Origin of the sequence: Nitrospirillum guanabarense (assembly GCF_034653355.1) — a bacterium.
Taxonomy (GTDB): domain Bacteria; phylum Pseudomonadota; class Alphaproteobacteria; order Azospirillales; family Azospirillaceae; genus Nitrospirillum.
The window spans coordinates 307,138-322,500 of the sequence record NZ_JAYEER010000004.1 but is presented as its reverse complement, the minus strand read 5'-3'; the positions used below and the strand labels follow the sequence as shown (position 1 = coordinate 322,500).

General features: G+C 69.2%; 13 protein-coding genes (1 of these 13 only partly in view). 8 read left to right on the top strand and 5 right to left on the bottom strand.

The window, feature by feature from the left end:
* Positions 1-875, bottom strand: partial view of a protein-methionine-sulfoxide reductase catalytic subunit MsrP gene (gene msrP, locus UAA55_RS19435; RefSeq protein WP_322954784.1) — the 5' portion only. The gene continues 79 nt to the left of window position 1, outside the view; the window shows 875 of its 954 coding nt (coding positions 1-875); it begins with the start codon at positions 873-875; its stop codon lies beyond the left edge, outside the window.
* 388 nt (positions 876-1,263) lie between these two features.
* On the opposite strand from msrP, the gene UAA55_RS19430 reads away from it, so the two are divergent.
* Complete coding sequence (locus UAA55_RS19430; RefSeq protein WP_322954783.1) at positions 1,264-3,300, top strand: elongation factor G; 2,037 nt, start codon at positions 1,264-1,266, stop codon at positions 3,298-3,300.
* 56 nt (positions 3,301-3,356) lie between these two features.
* Positions 3,357-3,875 carry an Mpo1 family 2-hydroxy fatty acid dioxygenase gene (locus UAA55_RS19425; RefSeq protein ID WP_322954782.1) on the top strand — a complete coding sequence of 173 codons (519 nt, stop codon included), beginning with the start codon at positions 3,357-3,359 and terminating at the stop codon, positions 3,873-3,875.
* 194 nt (positions 3,876-4,069) lie between these two features.
* Here UAA55_RS19425 and UAA55_RS19420 read toward each other — a convergent pair whose 3' ends face one another.
* The gene (locus UAA55_RS19420) at positions 4,070-4,540 is read right to left on the bottom strand and encodes a Dps family protein (RefSeq protein WP_145613550.1); all 471 of its coding nucleotides are present in this window, start codon (positions 4,538-4,540) and stop codon (positions 4,070-4,072) included.
* 266 nt (positions 4,541-4,806) lie between these two features.
* Here UAA55_RS19420 and UAA55_RS19415 point away from each other — a divergent pair, with 266 nt between their 5' ends.
* The 5 genes from UAA55_RS19415 to UAA55_RS19395 all read left to right on the top strand — a co-directional run bounded on the left by UAA55_RS19415 (position 4,807) and on the right by UAA55_RS19395 (position 10,246).
* Positions 4,807-5,508, top strand: coding sequence for a cupredoxin domain-containing protein (locus tag UAA55_RS19415; RefSeq protein ID WP_322954781.1), 702 nt, complete (start codon positions 4,807-4,809; stop codon positions 5,506-5,508).
* Between the two features lie 29 nt (positions 5,509-5,537).
* A complete protein-coding gene (locus UAA55_RS19410; RefSeq protein ID WP_322954780.1) occupies positions 5,538-7,964 on the top strand; it encodes a putative bifunctional diguanylate cyclase/phosphodiesterase in 2,427 nt (808 codons plus the stop codon).
* The gene (locus tag UAA55_RS19405; protein WP_322954779.1) at positions 7,961-8,542 is read left to right on the top strand and encodes a hypothetical protein; all 582 of its coding nucleotides are present in this window, start codon (positions 7,961-7,963) and stop codon (positions 8,540-8,542) included. The genes UAA55_RS19410 and UAA55_RS19405 overlap by 4 nt, the downstream gene beginning before the upstream one ends.
* Positions 8,543-8,555: 13 nt before the next feature.
* Positions 8,556-9,221, top strand: a complete 666-nt coding sequence (locus UAA55_RS19400) for a hypothetical protein (RefSeq protein ID WP_322954778.1) — start codon at positions 8,556-8,558, stop codon at positions 9,219-9,221.
* Positions 9,222-9,322: 101 nt separating this feature from the next.
* The gene (locus UAA55_RS19395; protein WP_322954777.1) at positions 9,323-10,246 is read left to right on the top strand and encodes a bifunctional helix-turn-helix transcriptional regulator/GNAT family N-acetyltransferase; all 924 of its coding nucleotides are present in this window, start codon (positions 9,323-9,325) and stop codon (positions 10,244-10,246) included.
* Here UAA55_RS19395 and UAA55_RS19390 read toward each other — a convergent pair.
* The 3 genes from UAA55_RS19390 to UAA55_RS19380 form a co-directional block, all read right to left on the bottom strand.
* Positions 10,243-10,827: a DUF2239 family protein gene (locus UAA55_RS19390; protein ID WP_322954776.1), complete on the bottom strand. Its 585-nt coding sequence runs from the start codon at positions 10,825-10,827 to the stop codon at positions 10,243-10,245. The two genes, UAA55_RS19395 and UAA55_RS19390, sit on opposite strands and share 4 nt — an antisense overlap.
* Positions 10,828-10,901: 74 nt before the next feature.
* Positions 10,902-13,049 (bottom strand): excinuclease ABC subunit UvrB, encoded by a 2,148-nt coding sequence (gene uvrB / locus UAA55_RS19385; RefSeq protein WP_416235239.1) that lies wholly within the window; start codon positions 13,047-13,049, stop codon positions 10,902-10,904.
* Positions 13,050-13,134: 85 nt separating this feature from the next.
* Positions 13,135-13,878 carry an NERD domain-containing protein gene (locus UAA55_RS19380; protein ID WP_322954775.1) on the bottom strand — a complete coding sequence of 248 codons (744 nt, stop codon included), beginning with the start codon at positions 13,876-13,878 and terminating at the stop codon, positions 13,135-13,137.
* A gap of 180 nt (positions 13,879-14,058) precedes the next feature.
* On the opposite strand from UAA55_RS19380, the gene UAA55_RS19375 reads away from it, so the two are divergent.
* Positions 14,059-15,261: a pyridoxal phosphate-dependent aminotransferase gene (locus tag UAA55_RS19375; RefSeq protein WP_322954774.1), complete on the top strand. Its 1,203-nt coding sequence runs from the start codon at positions 14,059-14,061 to the stop codon at positions 15,259-15,261.
* Positions 15,262-15,363 lie beyond the last annotated feature (102 nt).

Below are 15,363 nucleotides of genomic sequence, written 5' to 3'. Positions count from 1 at the left end.
GGCACCGACTCGTTGCTGCCCAGCAGCCGTTCGCGCGCCTGGGACCAGCGGGGGTGGGGCACGGCCGGATTGACGTTGGCCCAGAAGCCGTATTCGTCGGCGTTCAGCAGCGCCCAGAAGGTCTTGGGCCTTCTATCCGTGAAGCTGATCCGCACCACCGACTTCACCGACTTGAAGCCATACTTCCATGGCAAGGTCAGGCGGAGCGGCGCGCCGTTCTGGCCCTGCAAGGGCTTGCCGTAGAGGCCGGTGGAAATGAAGGCCAGTTCGCTCGTCGCCTCCGCCATGGTCAGGCCCTCGACATAGGGCCAGGGATAGAAGGGCTGGCGCAGGCCGGGCGCCGGATAGACGTCACGACCGAAGGTCTGCAATTCCACATACGTGGCGGATGCCAGCGGCTTGGCGAAAGCCACCAGCTTGGCCAGCGGGAAGCCCATCCACGGCACGGCCATGGCCCAGGCCTCGACACAGCGGTGGCGGTAAAGCCGTTCCTCCACCGGCATGGCCTTCAGCAGATCGTCGATGCCCAGGGTCAGGGGCTTTTCCACCATGCCATCGATGCGCAGGGTCCAGGGGCGCAGCGGCATCTTCTGCGCCGCCGTCACCACGTCCTTGGACGTGCCGAACTCATAGAAGTTGTTGTAGCTGGTGGCGGCGTCCTCGGGCGTCACCGGCCGGTCCAGCGTGTAGGCGGGATTGCGCCCCGGGGCGCCCGCCGGCGCATCCGCCGCCAGGGCGGCCGGCGCACGGCCCAGGGCCAGGCCGCCGGCTATGGCGCCGGCCCCCGCCATCAGCGCGCGGCGGTTGACATAGGCCGATTCCGGCGTCGCCGCCGACTCCGGCAATTCCCAGTCACGCTTGGTCCTGATCAGCATGGTGCCGTTCCCTCGTTTCCTTCGCGTTGAGCGGTATCCGCCCATTCCGGCGCACCTTATAAAGAGGGGACGGCCACGGCCATATCAAGGACCCAGCCGGCTATGGATTCCATAGCCAGCCGCGACATCGGCCCGCCCCGCCGCCGAATGGGCCGAGGACGCGCTTTTCACTCGACAGCCGGGCGGAGCGGGTGTGTCATCATGCCTCGGGAGGAAGCGGGTGCCCGGACTGGTTCCGGCCGTCGTTCCCCGGGCGCCTACAACGTTCCTGTCAGCGACGTTTCCATCGCCAGCGTCTGATCATCAGTGCCCCTGCGTGCCAAGGCGCCCCCGGCTCGGCATGACCGCCCAGTACCAGGCCCCGGACGACGAGATCCGGAGGCTAAGGATGAGCAACGGCACAAGAACGGCGCCGCGGTGCGCGGCCCTGGTGGGCCCCTACCTCAGCGGCAAGACCACCTTGTTGGAAAGCCTGCTGATGGCCACGGGCCAGATCGCCCGCAAGGGCGGCGTGCAAGACGGCACCAGCGCCGGCGACGCCAGCGCCGAGGCCCGCGCGCGCCACATGAGCACGGAAGTCAGCGTCCACACCTGCGCGTATCTGGACGATCCATGGCACATCCTGGACTGTCCCGGCTCCATCGAGCTGGCGGGCGACACCCATCGCGCCCTGATGGTGGCCGACGTGGCCGTGGTGGTGTGCGAGCCGGTGCCGGACAAGGCCGCCATGCTGGCCCCCCTGCTGCGCTTCCTGGATGAGAACGCCATCCCCCACCTGCTGTTCGTGAACAAGGTTGACCAGCTGGGCGGCGGCGACGTGCGCGTGGCCGACCTGATGACGGCACTGGAGGGCGTGTCGCAACGGCCCCTGGTGCTGCGCCAGGTCCCCATCCGCCAGGGCCGCGCCGTCACCGGCTATGTGGATCTGGTGAGCGAGCGGGCCTACCGCTATTGCGCCGGCGCCAAGTCCGAGACCGTGCCCATGCCGGACGCGGTGCTATCGCGCGAGCGCGCCGCCCGCCAGGATTTGCTGGAGGCCCTGGCCGATTTCGACGACGCGCTGCTGGAGCAGTTGCTGGATGACGTGTCGCCACCGCCGGCGGACGTGTACCGCCAGTTGAGCCGCGACCTGGCCGACGACTTGATCGTCCCCGTCTTCCTGGGTTCCGCCCAGAACGACCACGGCGTGCGCCGCCTGTTGAAGGCCCTGCGGCATGAGGCGCCGCCGGTGGGCATGAGCGCCCGGCGGTTGGGGCTGGAGGGAAACGGGGTCCTGGTCCAGCCCTTCCGCATCCACCACGCCCCGCACAGCGGCCGCCTGGCCTATTGCCGCGTCTGGCAGGGAGAGGTGACGGACGGCCAGGCCCTGGGAGCCGACCGGGTGGGCGGCATCTTCGCCCTGGGCGGGGCCACCCCCACCAAGATCACCGGCGCCGGACCGGGGGCGGTGGTGGCGCTGGCCAAGCTGGAACACGCCCAGCCCGGCGCCCTGCTGTCCGCCAAAGGGGAGGCGGGCGCGCCGTTGTCCTGGCCGGTGGCGGCGGAACCGGTGCACGCCCTGGCCGTGCGGGCGGAACAGCGGGCCGACGAGGTCAAGCTGACCGGCGCCCTGGCCAAACTGCTGGACGAGGATCCGGATCTGCGCCTGGCGATGCAGGATGGGGAGATGGTGCTGTCGGGCCAGGGCACGGTGCATCTGGGCCTCGCGCTGGATCGCCTGCGCGGCCGCTTCGGCCTGGCCGTGTCCGGCCGGCCGCCGGCCGTTCCCTATCGCGAAAGCATCCGGCGCATGGTGGCGGAGCATGCCCGCTTCAAACGCCAGTCCGGCGGCCATGGCCAGTTCGCCGACGTGCACCTGACGGTGACACCTCTGGGCCGCGGCGAAGGCTTCCGCTTCGAGGACAAGGTGGTGGGTGGCGCCATTCCCCGCTCCTTCATCCCGGCTGTGGAGGACGGCGCCCGCGAGGCCCTGGCCAGCGGCCCCCTGGGCTTCGCCGTCGTGGACGTGTCCGTCACGCTGACCGGCGGCCAGTTCCACGCCGTGGACAGCAGCGAGCAGGCCTTCCGCACGGCCGGCCGCATGGCGGTGCAGGAGGCCCTGGCCAAGGCGGAGCCGGTGCTGCTGGAACCCGTGCTGCTGGTCACCGTGGTCACGCCCACCGAGTTCACGGCCAAGGCGCAGCGCCTGCTGAGCGGCCGGCGGGGGCAAATCCTGGGCTTCGACGTGCGCCCGGGCTGGACCGGGTGGGACCAGGTGACCGCCTACATCCCTCAGGCGGACATGGGCGACTTCATCGTCGATTTGCGGTCCTTGACCCTGGGCCTGGGCGGCTACACCGCCCGCTTCGACCACCTGGCGGAGCTGATGGGCCGCCTGGCCGACCGGGTCGTGGAGGGGCATCAGGCCGGATATGCCGCGCAATGAGACGGGAAAGACGCTATGGTTAGCGATCGATAACCTTGAACAAGAGGGAGGGGCCGGTGGCGGATACGTTCTTTGAGCGCCAGATGGCCATGTACACGACCTACCATCGCGACAGCCGCAACAAGGCGACCCATGCCGTGGGCATACCGGTGATCGTCTTTTCCGTCGTGCTGGCCTGCACCCTGGTGCGCCTGGATGACGTGGCGGGCGTGGGCACCGTCACCCTGGGCTTGGTCCTGTCGGCCGTGGTCTGGGCGCTGTGGATCGCCCTGAACCGCCCGGTGGGCCTGGCGCTGGGCCTGCTGCTGGTGCCGTCGGTGCTGCTGTCGGCCTGGCTGGTGGACCGGCTGTCCGTCGGCGCGGTGCAGGGACTGGCCGGCGCCCTGTTCGTCGGCGGCTGGGCGTTGCAGCTGCTGGGCCACGTCTACGAGGGGAAGAAGCCCGCCCTGCTGGACAACCTGTTCCAGGCCCTGATCGGCCCGATGTTCGTGGCGACGGAGGGCCTGATGGCCCTGGGCCTGGCCCCCGCCGGCCTGCACGAGCGCATCGAGCGGCAGGCCGCGCTAAGATCCTGATCCTCCAAAGCGAAAGGCGGCCCGCAAGGACCGCCTTTCGCTTTACTGCTCCCTCAGGCGCCGGGCGGCCACATCCGTGGCCTTGGCTTCCTCAATGCGCCCCCCTTTCCCTTATAGGGGGGTGCTCGCTCTGGCGGACGCGGTCGCGTCCTAACAACGGCATGGGGGAACCCCATGCCGTCGCATAAGCGTGATCAGCCTTCCAGCATGGCGCGCAGCATCCAGGCGGTCTTCTCGTGCACCTGCAGGCGCTGGGTCAGCAGGTCGCAGGTCGGCTCGTCGCTGGCGCTCTCCGCCACCGGGAAGATGGAGCGGGCGGTGCGGGCCACCGCTTCCTGCCCCTCGACCAGCTGCTGGATCATCTCCTCCGCCTTGGGCACACCGCGCTCTTCCCGGATGACGGTCAGCTCGGCGAATTGGGCATAGGAACCGGGGGCCGGGAAGCCCAGGGCGCGGATGCGTTCCGCGATGTCGTCCACCGCCACCGACAGCTCGGTGTACTGGGTCATGAACATGGTGTGCAGGGTGTTGAACATCGGCCCGGTAACGTTCCAATGGAAGTTATGGGTCTTCAGATACAGCGTGTAGGTATCGGCCAGGAGGCGGCTGAGCCCCTCGGCGATGGCCTTGCGGTCCTGTTCGGAGATGCCGATGTCGATAGCCATTCTTGTTTCCTTCCGTTCTCTCATCTGCCGGTCAAAGTAGCCCCTCGGACGGCGGTCGGCAAGTGAATTTAGAATTATTCTAATTTCCACCGCGCGCCATGCCGCCTTCCCGCTTCGGCCCAGGGAGCCGGCGCGGAACCGAGGCGGTTTGTCACCCCCGGTGGACTTTTCCGGCGCCTGTGCTTAGGGAAAATGTCCACGGATCGGCGCGCGGATTGTGGCACACTTGCGCGTCGAAAAAACAACCTGCCTTCGAGGGGCGCCTTATGGGTTTCGCCGGCGGCACCGATCACGGTCGCGCGATGATGAAGACCGGCCGCATGGCCTTGATCCGCCTTGAGGCTTTCCTGGCCGCGAGCCTGGCCCTGGCACCCCTGGCCCGTGCGGCCGACCTGACGGTCATGGTGGTGGATGGCGGCGGACGTCCCGTCGCCGACGCGGTGGTCACCGCCACGCCGGAGGGGGCCGCCCTGCCCCCCATGACGCCGTCCGCCCCCCTGATCGTGGACCAGATCGACGAGGCCTTCATGCCCTATGTCATGGTAGTGCCCAAGGGCGGCGCGGTCACCTTCCGCAACAGCGACCTGACCCGCCACCACGTCTATTCCTACTCCGAAGCCGCGAAGTTCGAATTCGTGCTGTCGCCTGGGCAGATCGGCCAGCGCAAGTTCGACCAGGCCGGCGTGGTGGCCCTGGGCTGCAACATCCACGACCATATGATCGCCCACCTGTACGTGACGGCCGCCCCCTTCGCCGCGGTGACCGGCAGGGATGGCACGGCAAAGCTGAGCGGCCTGCCCGCCGCCGGCGTCACCGTCGCCGCGTGGCAGCCCCGGCTGAAGCCCGGCACCACGGCGCCGCAGCGGACCGTGGCGGCCACGGCGCTGGGCGCCCCCGTCACCCTGACCCTGCCCGCCCTGCTGCCTGACACAAGGCAGGGCGTGGACCCTGAACGCGGCGGCTATTAAGCCCATAAGAAACGACAGGACGCGGCCCCGTGGCTCTCGGCTTTAGAAATAGACTGGTGCTGTTCCTGGTCGCCACCCTGGCCGTCGTGCAACTGGGCACCATGGTCATCCTGTATGGCGTGGCGCGATCAGCCCTGATCGACACCGGCAAGCAGCAGCTGGTGACCAGCGCCCAGTCCTTCACCCGCCATCTGGACACGCTGGCCGGCCACCTGGCCGAAGACGCCAAGATCATGTCGCTGGACTACGCCCTGCGCCAGTCCATCGCCGTGCACGACAGCGGCACCGCCATCAGCGCACTGCGCAATTTCGGCCGGCGCGTGGGCGCCAGCCGCATGCTGCTGGTCGATCTGGACGGCACCATCGCCGCCGACACCGCCCACCCGCGCGAGCTGACGGGCCTGGGCCGCTTCGCCTTCCCCGACCTGCTGCCCCTGGCCGGGGAGTCCGGCCGGGCGGCGGCGTCCGGCGTGGTGGACGGCGTGCCCTATCGCCTGGTGGTGGTGCCGGTGCTGCTGCCCGACCCCATCGCCTGGATCTGCATCATGGTGCGGGTGGACGACCGCTTCGCGGAGGAGCTGCGCGCCCTGTCACCCCTGCGCAAGGACATCGCGCTGGCCGGCCAGACGGCGCCGGATGCCCCCTGGTCGGTGGTGGCCGCCGCCGGCGACCCCATGGATCCGCTGGCCGGCATCGCCGCCCCCGGCCAACCGGTCGCCACCGAGCCGCAGCTGCTGACCAAGCACGGCGCCGAATACCTGGTGCTGACCACGCCCATCCCCACGGCGCCCGGCAGCCTGCCCATGATGGCCGTGCTGCAGTACCCGCTGGACCAGGCCCTGGCCCCTTACCGCAAGATCATGCTGTACATGGGCACGCTGATGGCCGGCGGCCTGGTGGCGGCGCTGGCCGGCATCGGCCTGATCGCGCGCGGCGTCACCCGCCCGGTGACGGCCCTGGCCGCCGTGGCCCGGCGCATCGCCGACGGCGACTACACCCCCCTGCCGCCCGTGCGCACCAAGGACGAGATCGGGCAGCTGACCACCGCCCTCGATGACATGGCCCAGGCCATCGCCGACCGTGAGGAGCACATCCGCCACCAGTCGCTGCACGACGCCGTGACCGGCCTGCCCAACCGCCTGAATTTGGAGGAGCAGGTCGACCTGGCGATCGACCAAGGGCACGGCGTGGCCCTATTGCTGGTGGGATTGGACCGGTTGCGCGAGGTGGCCAACACCCTGGGCCACGATCTGGCGGACCGCGTGGCCCGTGACGCCGGCGACCGCCTGGCCCGCGCCCTGGCCGCCAACGGCGCCGGCGACGCCGTCATCGCCCGCGTGTCGGAACACGGCTTCGCCGTCCTGCTGGTGGACCGCGACACGGCCGCGGCGCGGGCGCTGGCCCCCGCCCTGGTGGCCGCCTTCGACGCCCCCTATACCGAGGCGCCCTATGGCGAGGCCGACGTGACCGTGGACCTGGCGGCGGGGGTGGGCATCGCCGTCCATCCCGACGCCACGCCGGGCGCACCCCCGTCCGACACCGCCAGCATCCTGCTGCGCCACGCCGATGTGGCCATGCTGGGCGCCCGTGCCGCCGAACCTTACGTCCGCGTCTACGACCACGCCGCCGACCCGCACCGGCCGGAGCGGCTGTCGCTGATGGGCGACCTGAAGATCGCCATCGAGCAGGACGCCCTGGAACTGGCCTACCAGCCCAAGCTGGAGCCCCAGACCGGCCGCGTGGTGGGGGCGGAGGCGCTGGTGCGCTGGACCCATCCCCGCCGCGGCTTCGTCCCGCCTGACAGCTTCATCCCCCTGGCGGAGGAAACGGGCGCCATCCGCCACCTGACCCGCTGGGGCCTGCGCCGGGCGCTGCGCCAGTCGGCCGCCTGGGCGGCGGCCGGCCACGACTTGCGCATGTCGGTCAACCTGTCGGTGCGTGATCTGGGCGACGCCGCCCTGCCCGACCGCATCGACGCGCTACTGGGCGAGACCGGCCTGAAACCCGACCGGCTGATGCTGGAAATCACCGAGAGCGCCATCATGGGCGAGCCGGAGGCGGCCATCGCCATGCTGCGCCGCTTGGCCGACCGGGGGGTGGAGCTGTCCATCGATGATTTCGGCGTGGGCCAATCCTCCTTCGCCTACCTGCGCCGCCTGCCGGTACGGGAGATCAAGATCGACCGTTCCTTCGTGAAGGCGCTGGACGAAACGGCGCAGGACCAGGCCATCGTCCGGTCCATCATCGAGCTGGGCCACAACCTGGGCTACAAGGTCACGGCGGAGGGGGTGGAGAACGGCGCCAGCCTGGCCCTGCTGGCGGAAATGGGCTGTGACCTGGCCCAAGGCTATTTCATCGCCCGCCCCTTGATGCCCGGCGCCTTCGACGACTTCCTGGCCCGCCACGCCGCCGGGGAGATCCCCTGGCAGAGCGCCCTGCGGGAAGCCCGCGCATGAACCGTCGCGCCGCTGCGCGGCCTTTCCTCTTCGCGGCGGGGACGATGCTGCTGGCCAGCGGATCCGCCTTGGCATCCGATGGCTATCCCGACATCGAGTTCCATGGCCTGCTGGACGCGCGGGTGGCGCGGACACCCGACGACCGCAGCACCTTCGACGGCGGCCTGGGAAAGCTGCGCACCGGGGGCGATCCCGGGTCGCGCACCACGACGCTGGAGGAGGCGTCGCTGACGGCGACCGCCCACCTGATCCCTGGCCTGGACGTCTACACCCATGTGCGGGCGGAGGGGGAACAGCGCACGGCGGTGGACATCATCGAGGCCTATGTCCGTTGGCGCCCGGCCCCCACCGGGCCGCTGTCCTGGCAGGTGAAGGCCGGCGCCTTCTTCCCGCCCATCTCCCTGGAAAACGACGGCATCGCCTGGACCAGCCGCTACACCCTGACGCCCAGCGCCATCAACAGCTGGGTGGGGGAGGAACTGCGTACCGAAGGATCGGAGGTCACGCTCACCTGGCGGCCGGACTGGACCGGGCGGCGGCCGCTTCGATCTGATCGGCGCCGTCTTCGCCGGCAATGACGGCACGGGCGAGATGCTGGACTATCGCGGCTGGGCCCTGATCGAACGGCCGGCCGGCTTGCTGGACAAGCTGCGCCTGCCGGACGAGGTGCCCATGCACCAGCACCGCAGCCCGCCCGCCAGCTTCCAGCCCTTCGCGGAGATCGACCATCAGCCGGGCTTCTATGTCGGCGGGCGCTGGACGGACCCGCTGGGGGGCGAGCTGTCCTACCTGCACTGGGACAACCGGGGCGATCCCAGTGTCACCAACGGCAAGGGCTACGCCTGGGACACCGACTTCGACAGCGCCGGCTACAAGATCATGCCGGCGGAGGGACTGACCCTGCTGGCCCAGGCCATGCGCGGCGCCACCAGCATCCATCCCACCGCCGCCAGCGAGAGCGACGGCCATTTCCAGGCCCTGTACCTGCTGGCCAGCCAGGAATGGGGCCGGTTCCGCCTGAGCGGCCGGTTCGACGCCTTCGGCACGCACGAGGACACGCCCGTCACCACCCGTCCCCATTTCGACGAGCACGGCAAGGCCTACACCGCCGCCCTCTCCTACCGGCCGCTGGCCTGGATGCGCTGGACCGTCGAATGGGTGCACGTGGACAGCCGCCGGCAGCAGCGCCTGAACGTCGACCTACCCATCGAGGCGCACGAGAACCAGGCGCAGCTGGGCGTCCGCCTGTTCTTCTGACCCTCCCGCGTCACATCACGCCGGCCAGTCATGGCAATTTGATTGACCAAGTCAACTAAGTGGATGATTTTAGCAATCATCTTGCGAGGGGAGCCGTGGCGATGGTTGATGGCCTGGAAGCGAAGGTGGCGGCTGTGCGGCGGTTCAGCCGGATCTACACCCGCCGCATCGGCGTGCTGCAGGACGGGTTGCTGGGTACGGACCTATCGCTGGCGGAAGGGCGGATCGTTTTCGAGCTGGCGCAACGCCCGGACACGGCGGCCAAGTCACTGGCGATGGATCTGGGCCTGGACGCCGGCTATCTCAGCCGCCTGCTGCGCGGCTTGGAGCGGCGGGGGCTGATCGAGCGCCGGGCCGACCCCACCGACGGCCGTCAGTCCCTGCTGACCCTGACCGCCGCCGGCCGCGACCTGTTCACCCTGATCGACGGACGATCGCGGGCCGAGGTGGCGGCCTTGCTGGAAGCAATTCCACCCGAGGGCCAGGAACGCCTGGTCCAGGCCCTGGCGCAGGCCGGCGCCCTGCTGGGTGGCCGCCCGGCCGGTCCCGCCTACGTCCTGCGCCCCCACCGGCCGGGCGACATGGGCTGGATCATCCACCGGCAGGGGCTGCTGTATGCCCGGGAATACGGTTGGGACGAACGGTTCGAGGCCCTGATCGCCACCATCGCCGCCCAGTTCATCGAGAGCTACGACCACCGGCGGGAACGCTGCTGGGTGGCGGAGCGCGACGGCGCCATCATCGGCTCCATCTTCCTGGTGCGCGACAGCGACGAGGTGGCGAAGCTGCGCCTGCTGTACGTCGAGCCGGCGGCGCGCGGCCTGGGCCTGGGGCGGCACCTGGTGGCGGAGTGCCTGGCCTTCGCCGAGGCGGCCGGCTACCGGCGCGTCAGCCTGTGGACCAACAGCGTCCTGCACAGCGCCCGCCGCATCTATGAAGAGGCGGGTTTCAAGCTTGTGCGGGAGGAGGCGCACCATTCCTTCGGCAAGGATCTGACGGGCCAGTATTGGGAACGCGCGTTTTAAGCGCTGAACGCGGGACCAGCCAGGCGCAGGGAGTGGGTGCGCACGTCCGCCGGCCAGTCGCGGCTGTACGTCTCCAGCCCGGCGTGGTCGCCGGCGAACAGGGCGCGCGCCGCCTCCTCAAAGCCGGTGCGGTCGCCCGCCATGGTGGACATGAAGCGGTAGGCGGCCTCCCGCGCCTGGCGCACGCGGTCCGTCCCCTCATTGGCGTGGCGGGCGGCGTCCACCAGCTTGCGCAGGGCGACCGACGCGCCGCCCGGCTGGCTGTTCAGCCATTCCCAATGGCGGGGCAGCAGCGTGACCTCGCGCGCCACCACGCCCAGCTTGGGTCGGCCCGGCCGGGCGGGCGCCGGCGTCAGGTCGGCAGGGAACACCGGGGCCAGGCGGCCGCGCACCGCCTCCACGGTCCCGCGCAGGTCCACGTCCACGGCCCGGCCCGTCGCCTCATTGAAGATGAAGATCAGGCCGTCGTCGCCCGCGTCCTGCGCCGCCTTGGCCGCCAGCGCCACCTCCACCAAGGTACCGGTGGCGAGAAAGCGGGTGCCCGCGAAGGCGGTGCAGCGCATATCCGGGTCCAGGCCCATCGCATCCTCCATCATCATGAACGACGCGATATCTAGGCCCAGGCGACTTCAGAGTCAATATTACCCGGATAAAATTAATCAAGGTCCCTTGCGGCGCCGTCCGCCGGGCTTGCCGCCGGCCGGGCGGCCGGCGGGAATGGGCGCCTTGATGTTGGATTTCTCGCCCACCGCGCTGGCGCGACTTTTTCACCCATGGCGCTGGCCCGCAGGGGCGTGGCGCCGGGATCCAGGCCCAGGTCGATGGCTTCCAACCGGCGGATCTCGTCGCGGATGCGGGCGGCCTCCTCGAATTCCAGATCGGCGGCGGCGGTGCGCATCTTCTTTTCCAGGTCGGCGATGGCGGCCTTGAGGTTGTGGCCCACCAGGCTGCCCTCTTCGGCGAATCCGGTGTTCACGTTCACCCGGTCGCCGCGCTCGTAAACCGAGTTCAGCACGTCGGCGATCTGCTTCTTCACCGATTCCGGAGTGATACCGTGGGCCTCGTTATAGGCGCGCTGCTTCTCCCGGCGGCGGCTGGTTTCCTCCAGCGCCGCGGCCATGCTGGCCGTGGTCTTGTCGGCGTACAGGATGGCGCGGCCGTCGACGTTGCGCGCCGCGCGGCCGATGGTCTGGATCAGCGAGGTGCGGGAACGCAGATAGCCTTCCTTGTCCGCGTCCAGGATGGCGACCAGGCCGCACTCCGGGATGTCCAGGCCCTCGCGCAGCAGGTTGATGCCGATCAGCACGTCGAAGGCGCCCAGGCGCAGGTCGCGGATGATCTCGATGCGCTCCAACGTCTCGACGTCGGAATGGATGTAGCGGACCTTGATCCCGGCCTCGTGCATATAATCCGTCAGCGCCTCCGCCATCTTCTTGGTCAGGGTGGTGACCAGGACGCGCTGGCCCTTGGCGATGCACGCGCGGCACTCCGCCATCACGTCGTCCACCTGGGTCTCGGTGGGACGGATGATGACCTCGGGGTCGATCAGGCCGGTGGGGCGCACCACCTGTTCCACGAAGACGCCGCCCGTCCGTTCCATTTCCCACGGGCCGGGGGTGGCGGAGACGAAGACGGACTGGGGCCGCATGGCGTCCCATTCCTCGAACTTCAGCGGGCGGTTGTCGATGCAGGCCGGCAAGCGGAAACCGTAGTCCGACAGGGTCGACTTGCGCATGTAGTCGCCCTTATACATGCCGCCCACCTGGGGCACCATGACGTGGCTTTCGTCCACGATCAGCAAGGCGTCGTGCGGCAGGTATTCGAACAGGGTGGGTGGCGGCTCGCCCGGCGCGCGGCCCGACAGGTAGCGGGAATAGTTCTCGATGCCGGCGCAGGAACCGGTGGCCACCATCATCTCGATGTCGAAGGTGGTGCGCTGCTCCAGCCGCTGGGCCTCCAGCAGCTTGCCCTGGGCGGTGAACTCCTCCAGCCGCAGCTTCAGGTCGCGCTTCATCTGCTCCACCGCCTGCAACAGCGTGGGCTTGGGCGTGACATAGTGGCTGTTGGCGTAGATGCGCACCTCTTTCAGGCTGGCGATCTTCTCGCCCGTCAGGGGGTCGATCTCCTGGATGGCCTCCAGCTCATCCCCGAACAGGGAGAAGCGCCAGGCCCTGTCCTCCATGTGCGCCGGGAACAGCTCGATGGTGTCGCCGCGCACCCGGAAGGAGCCGCGGCCGAAGCCAACGTCGTTGCGGCGGTACTGCAGTTCCACCAGCCGCTGCAGGAAGTGGGTGCGGTTCAGCACATGCCCCACCTTCACCGGCAGGGTCATTTCCGAATAGGTCTCGACCGAGCCGATACCGTAGATGCACGACACCGACGCCACGATGATGCAGTCGCGCCGCTCCAGCAGCGACCGCGTGGCGGCGTGGCGCATGCGGTCGATCTGCTCGTTGATCGAGCTTTCCTTCTCGATATAGGTGTCCGTGCGTGGAACGTAGGCCTCAGGCTGGTAGTAGTCGTAATAGCTGACGAAGTACTCCACCGCGTTGTCGGGGAAGAAGCTCTTCATCTCGCCGTACAGCTGGGCCGCCAGGGTCTTGTTGGGCGCCAGGATCAGGGTGGGGCGCTGCAGCCGTTCGATGACGTGCGCCATGGTGAAGGTCTTGCCCGAGCCGGTGACGCCCAGCAGCACCTGGTCACGCTCCCCCGCGTGGATCCCCTCCAGCAATTCCTTGATGGCCTGGGGTTGGTCGCCGGCCGGCTGGAATTCAGACTGGATGCGCAGGGGGACGCCGTCCATGGCCGGCGGCAGGGCGCCGCCCCGCGGCATGGTCATGGGCAACGGCAGGTTGGGTTCTATGGTGTGGGCATCGTGCGGCATGGCCTCAAGGTAGGCTGCGCCGCGCCACTTTTCCAGGCCGCTTGGCGGCTTTTACGGGGGACCGTCCTTTCGCGCCCCCCTCCTCGTCGCGCCCGGCGTTGGTGGCGTTGGCACCGCTGCGCGCCAGCGCCTTGGACAGGGGCTCCCATGCCGCCGCCATGGCCTCGCTCTCCATCCCATCCTCGCGCGCCATGGACTTCAGCGTGGCCAGGAAGTCAGCGGCCAGGCAGGCGGTGTTGGGCACGCCGCTGGTGAACTCCGTCCCGTCGGGGAACACCACCAGCACGCGCAGGCGCACCATGGGGAAGCGCGCCTTCATGATGTGGATCAGCGGCTGGACCTGGACCACGGGGTTCACGAAGAAGCCGACCTTGCCGCTGGCCGCCAGGTAGCGCCACTGCCCCGCCTTGGTCTGGGCGCTGATGCGGCCGCCCATGTCGGCCGGCGCGCTCATCACCATCAGCACACTGGCCGGCAGGCGGATCAGGTGGTCGACGCGCAGCGCCTTGCCCTGCTTGTCACGGATGTGGATGCCGTGCACCACGGAATAGCCGGCGTCGTCCAAGGCCAGCTTGCGGCGGTAGGCCTCGGCGTTGTAGCGGCGGCGCGACAGGGCGCGGGTCTTGGGCCGCAGGGCCCACATCACCACCAGCATGAGCACGATGATGACGAGCGCCACCGTGCCGATGGTGACCATCTGGCTGACGCCCATGAGCTGGGAGGCCTGATCGCTGATATCTTGCGCCATGCCGGTTGATTACCCCATCCACGCCCGGGCTGTCATCATGGCCACGCGCGCCGGCGCGCATCTTAATGTCGCGGGGCCTCCGTCGCGGCAGGCGCGGCATGCGCGGGCTGCGGTTGTGCCCATTTTTTGCCGGGTTTAAGGTCCGCCGCGGATTTTCCTTTCCCAACAAGGGTAGCCGTCATGTCGATCGTTGCCGAGCGTCTCGCCCGGATTAAACCGTCCCAGACCATCGCCGTCACCGCCAAGGCCCGCGCGCTGAAAGCCGCCGGCCGCGACATCATCGGCCTGGGCGCCGGCGAGCCGGACTTCGACACGCCCGACAACATCAAGCAGGCGGCCATCCGCGCCATCCAGCAGGGGCAGACCAAGTACACCGACGTCGACGGCACGCCGGAACTGAAGCGCTCCGTCTGCCTGAAGTTCAAGCGCGAGAACGAGCTGGAGTACAAGCCGGAGCAGGTGAGCGTCGGCACCGGCGGCAAGCAGGTGATCTTCAACGCCATGATGGCCACCCTGTCGCCCGGCGACGAGGTCATCATCCCCGCCCCCTACTGGGTCAGCTACCCCGACATCGTGCTGATGGCCGAGGGCACCCCGGTGTTCGTGGAATGCGGGGCCGAGAGCGGCTTCAAGATGCGCGCCGACCAACTGGAGCGCGCCATCACCCCGCGCACCAAGTGGGTCATGCTGAACAGCCCGTCCAACCCCTCGGGCGCCGCCTACACCTATGATGAGATGAAGGCCCTGACCGATGTGCTGGTGCGCCACCCGCACGTCTGGGTGTTCACCGACGACATGTACGAGCACCTGGTCTACGACGGCTTCAAGTTCGTCACCCCGGCCCAGGTGGAGCCGGCCCTGTACGACCGCACCCTGACGGTCAACGGCGTGTCCAAGGCCTATGCCATGACCGGCTGGCGCATTGGCTACGGCGCCGGTCCCGTCCAGCTGATCAAGGCGATGGCCAACGTCCAGAGCCAGTCCACCAGCAACCCGTCGTCCGTCAGCCAGGCGGCGGCGGTGGAGGCCCTGGTGGGCCCCCAGGATTTCATCACGGAACGCGCCGAGGTCTTCCGCCAGCGCCGCGACCTGGTGGTGTCCATGCTGAACCAGGCCACGGGCATCCACTGCCCCCGGCCCGAGGGCGCCTTCTATGTCTATCCGTCCTGCGCCGGCACGCTGGGCAAGACCACGCCCGGCGGCGCCGTGCTGAACACGGATGAGGACTTCGTGACATATCTGCTGGAATCGGAAGGGGTGGCCGTGGTCCAGGGCAGCGCCTTCGGCCTGGCCCCGCACTTCCGCATCAGCTACGCGACCTCGACCGAAGCGCTGGAGGAAGCCTGCCGCCGCATCCAGCGCGCGACCGCCGCCCTGCGGTAAGCGACGCGACGGCGATCACGGGAACGGCCGCCCTGGTGACGGGGCGGCCGTTTTCGTTTGAGCACCCAGATTTCCCATTTTCCCAGGCCCCAACCGGGGCCG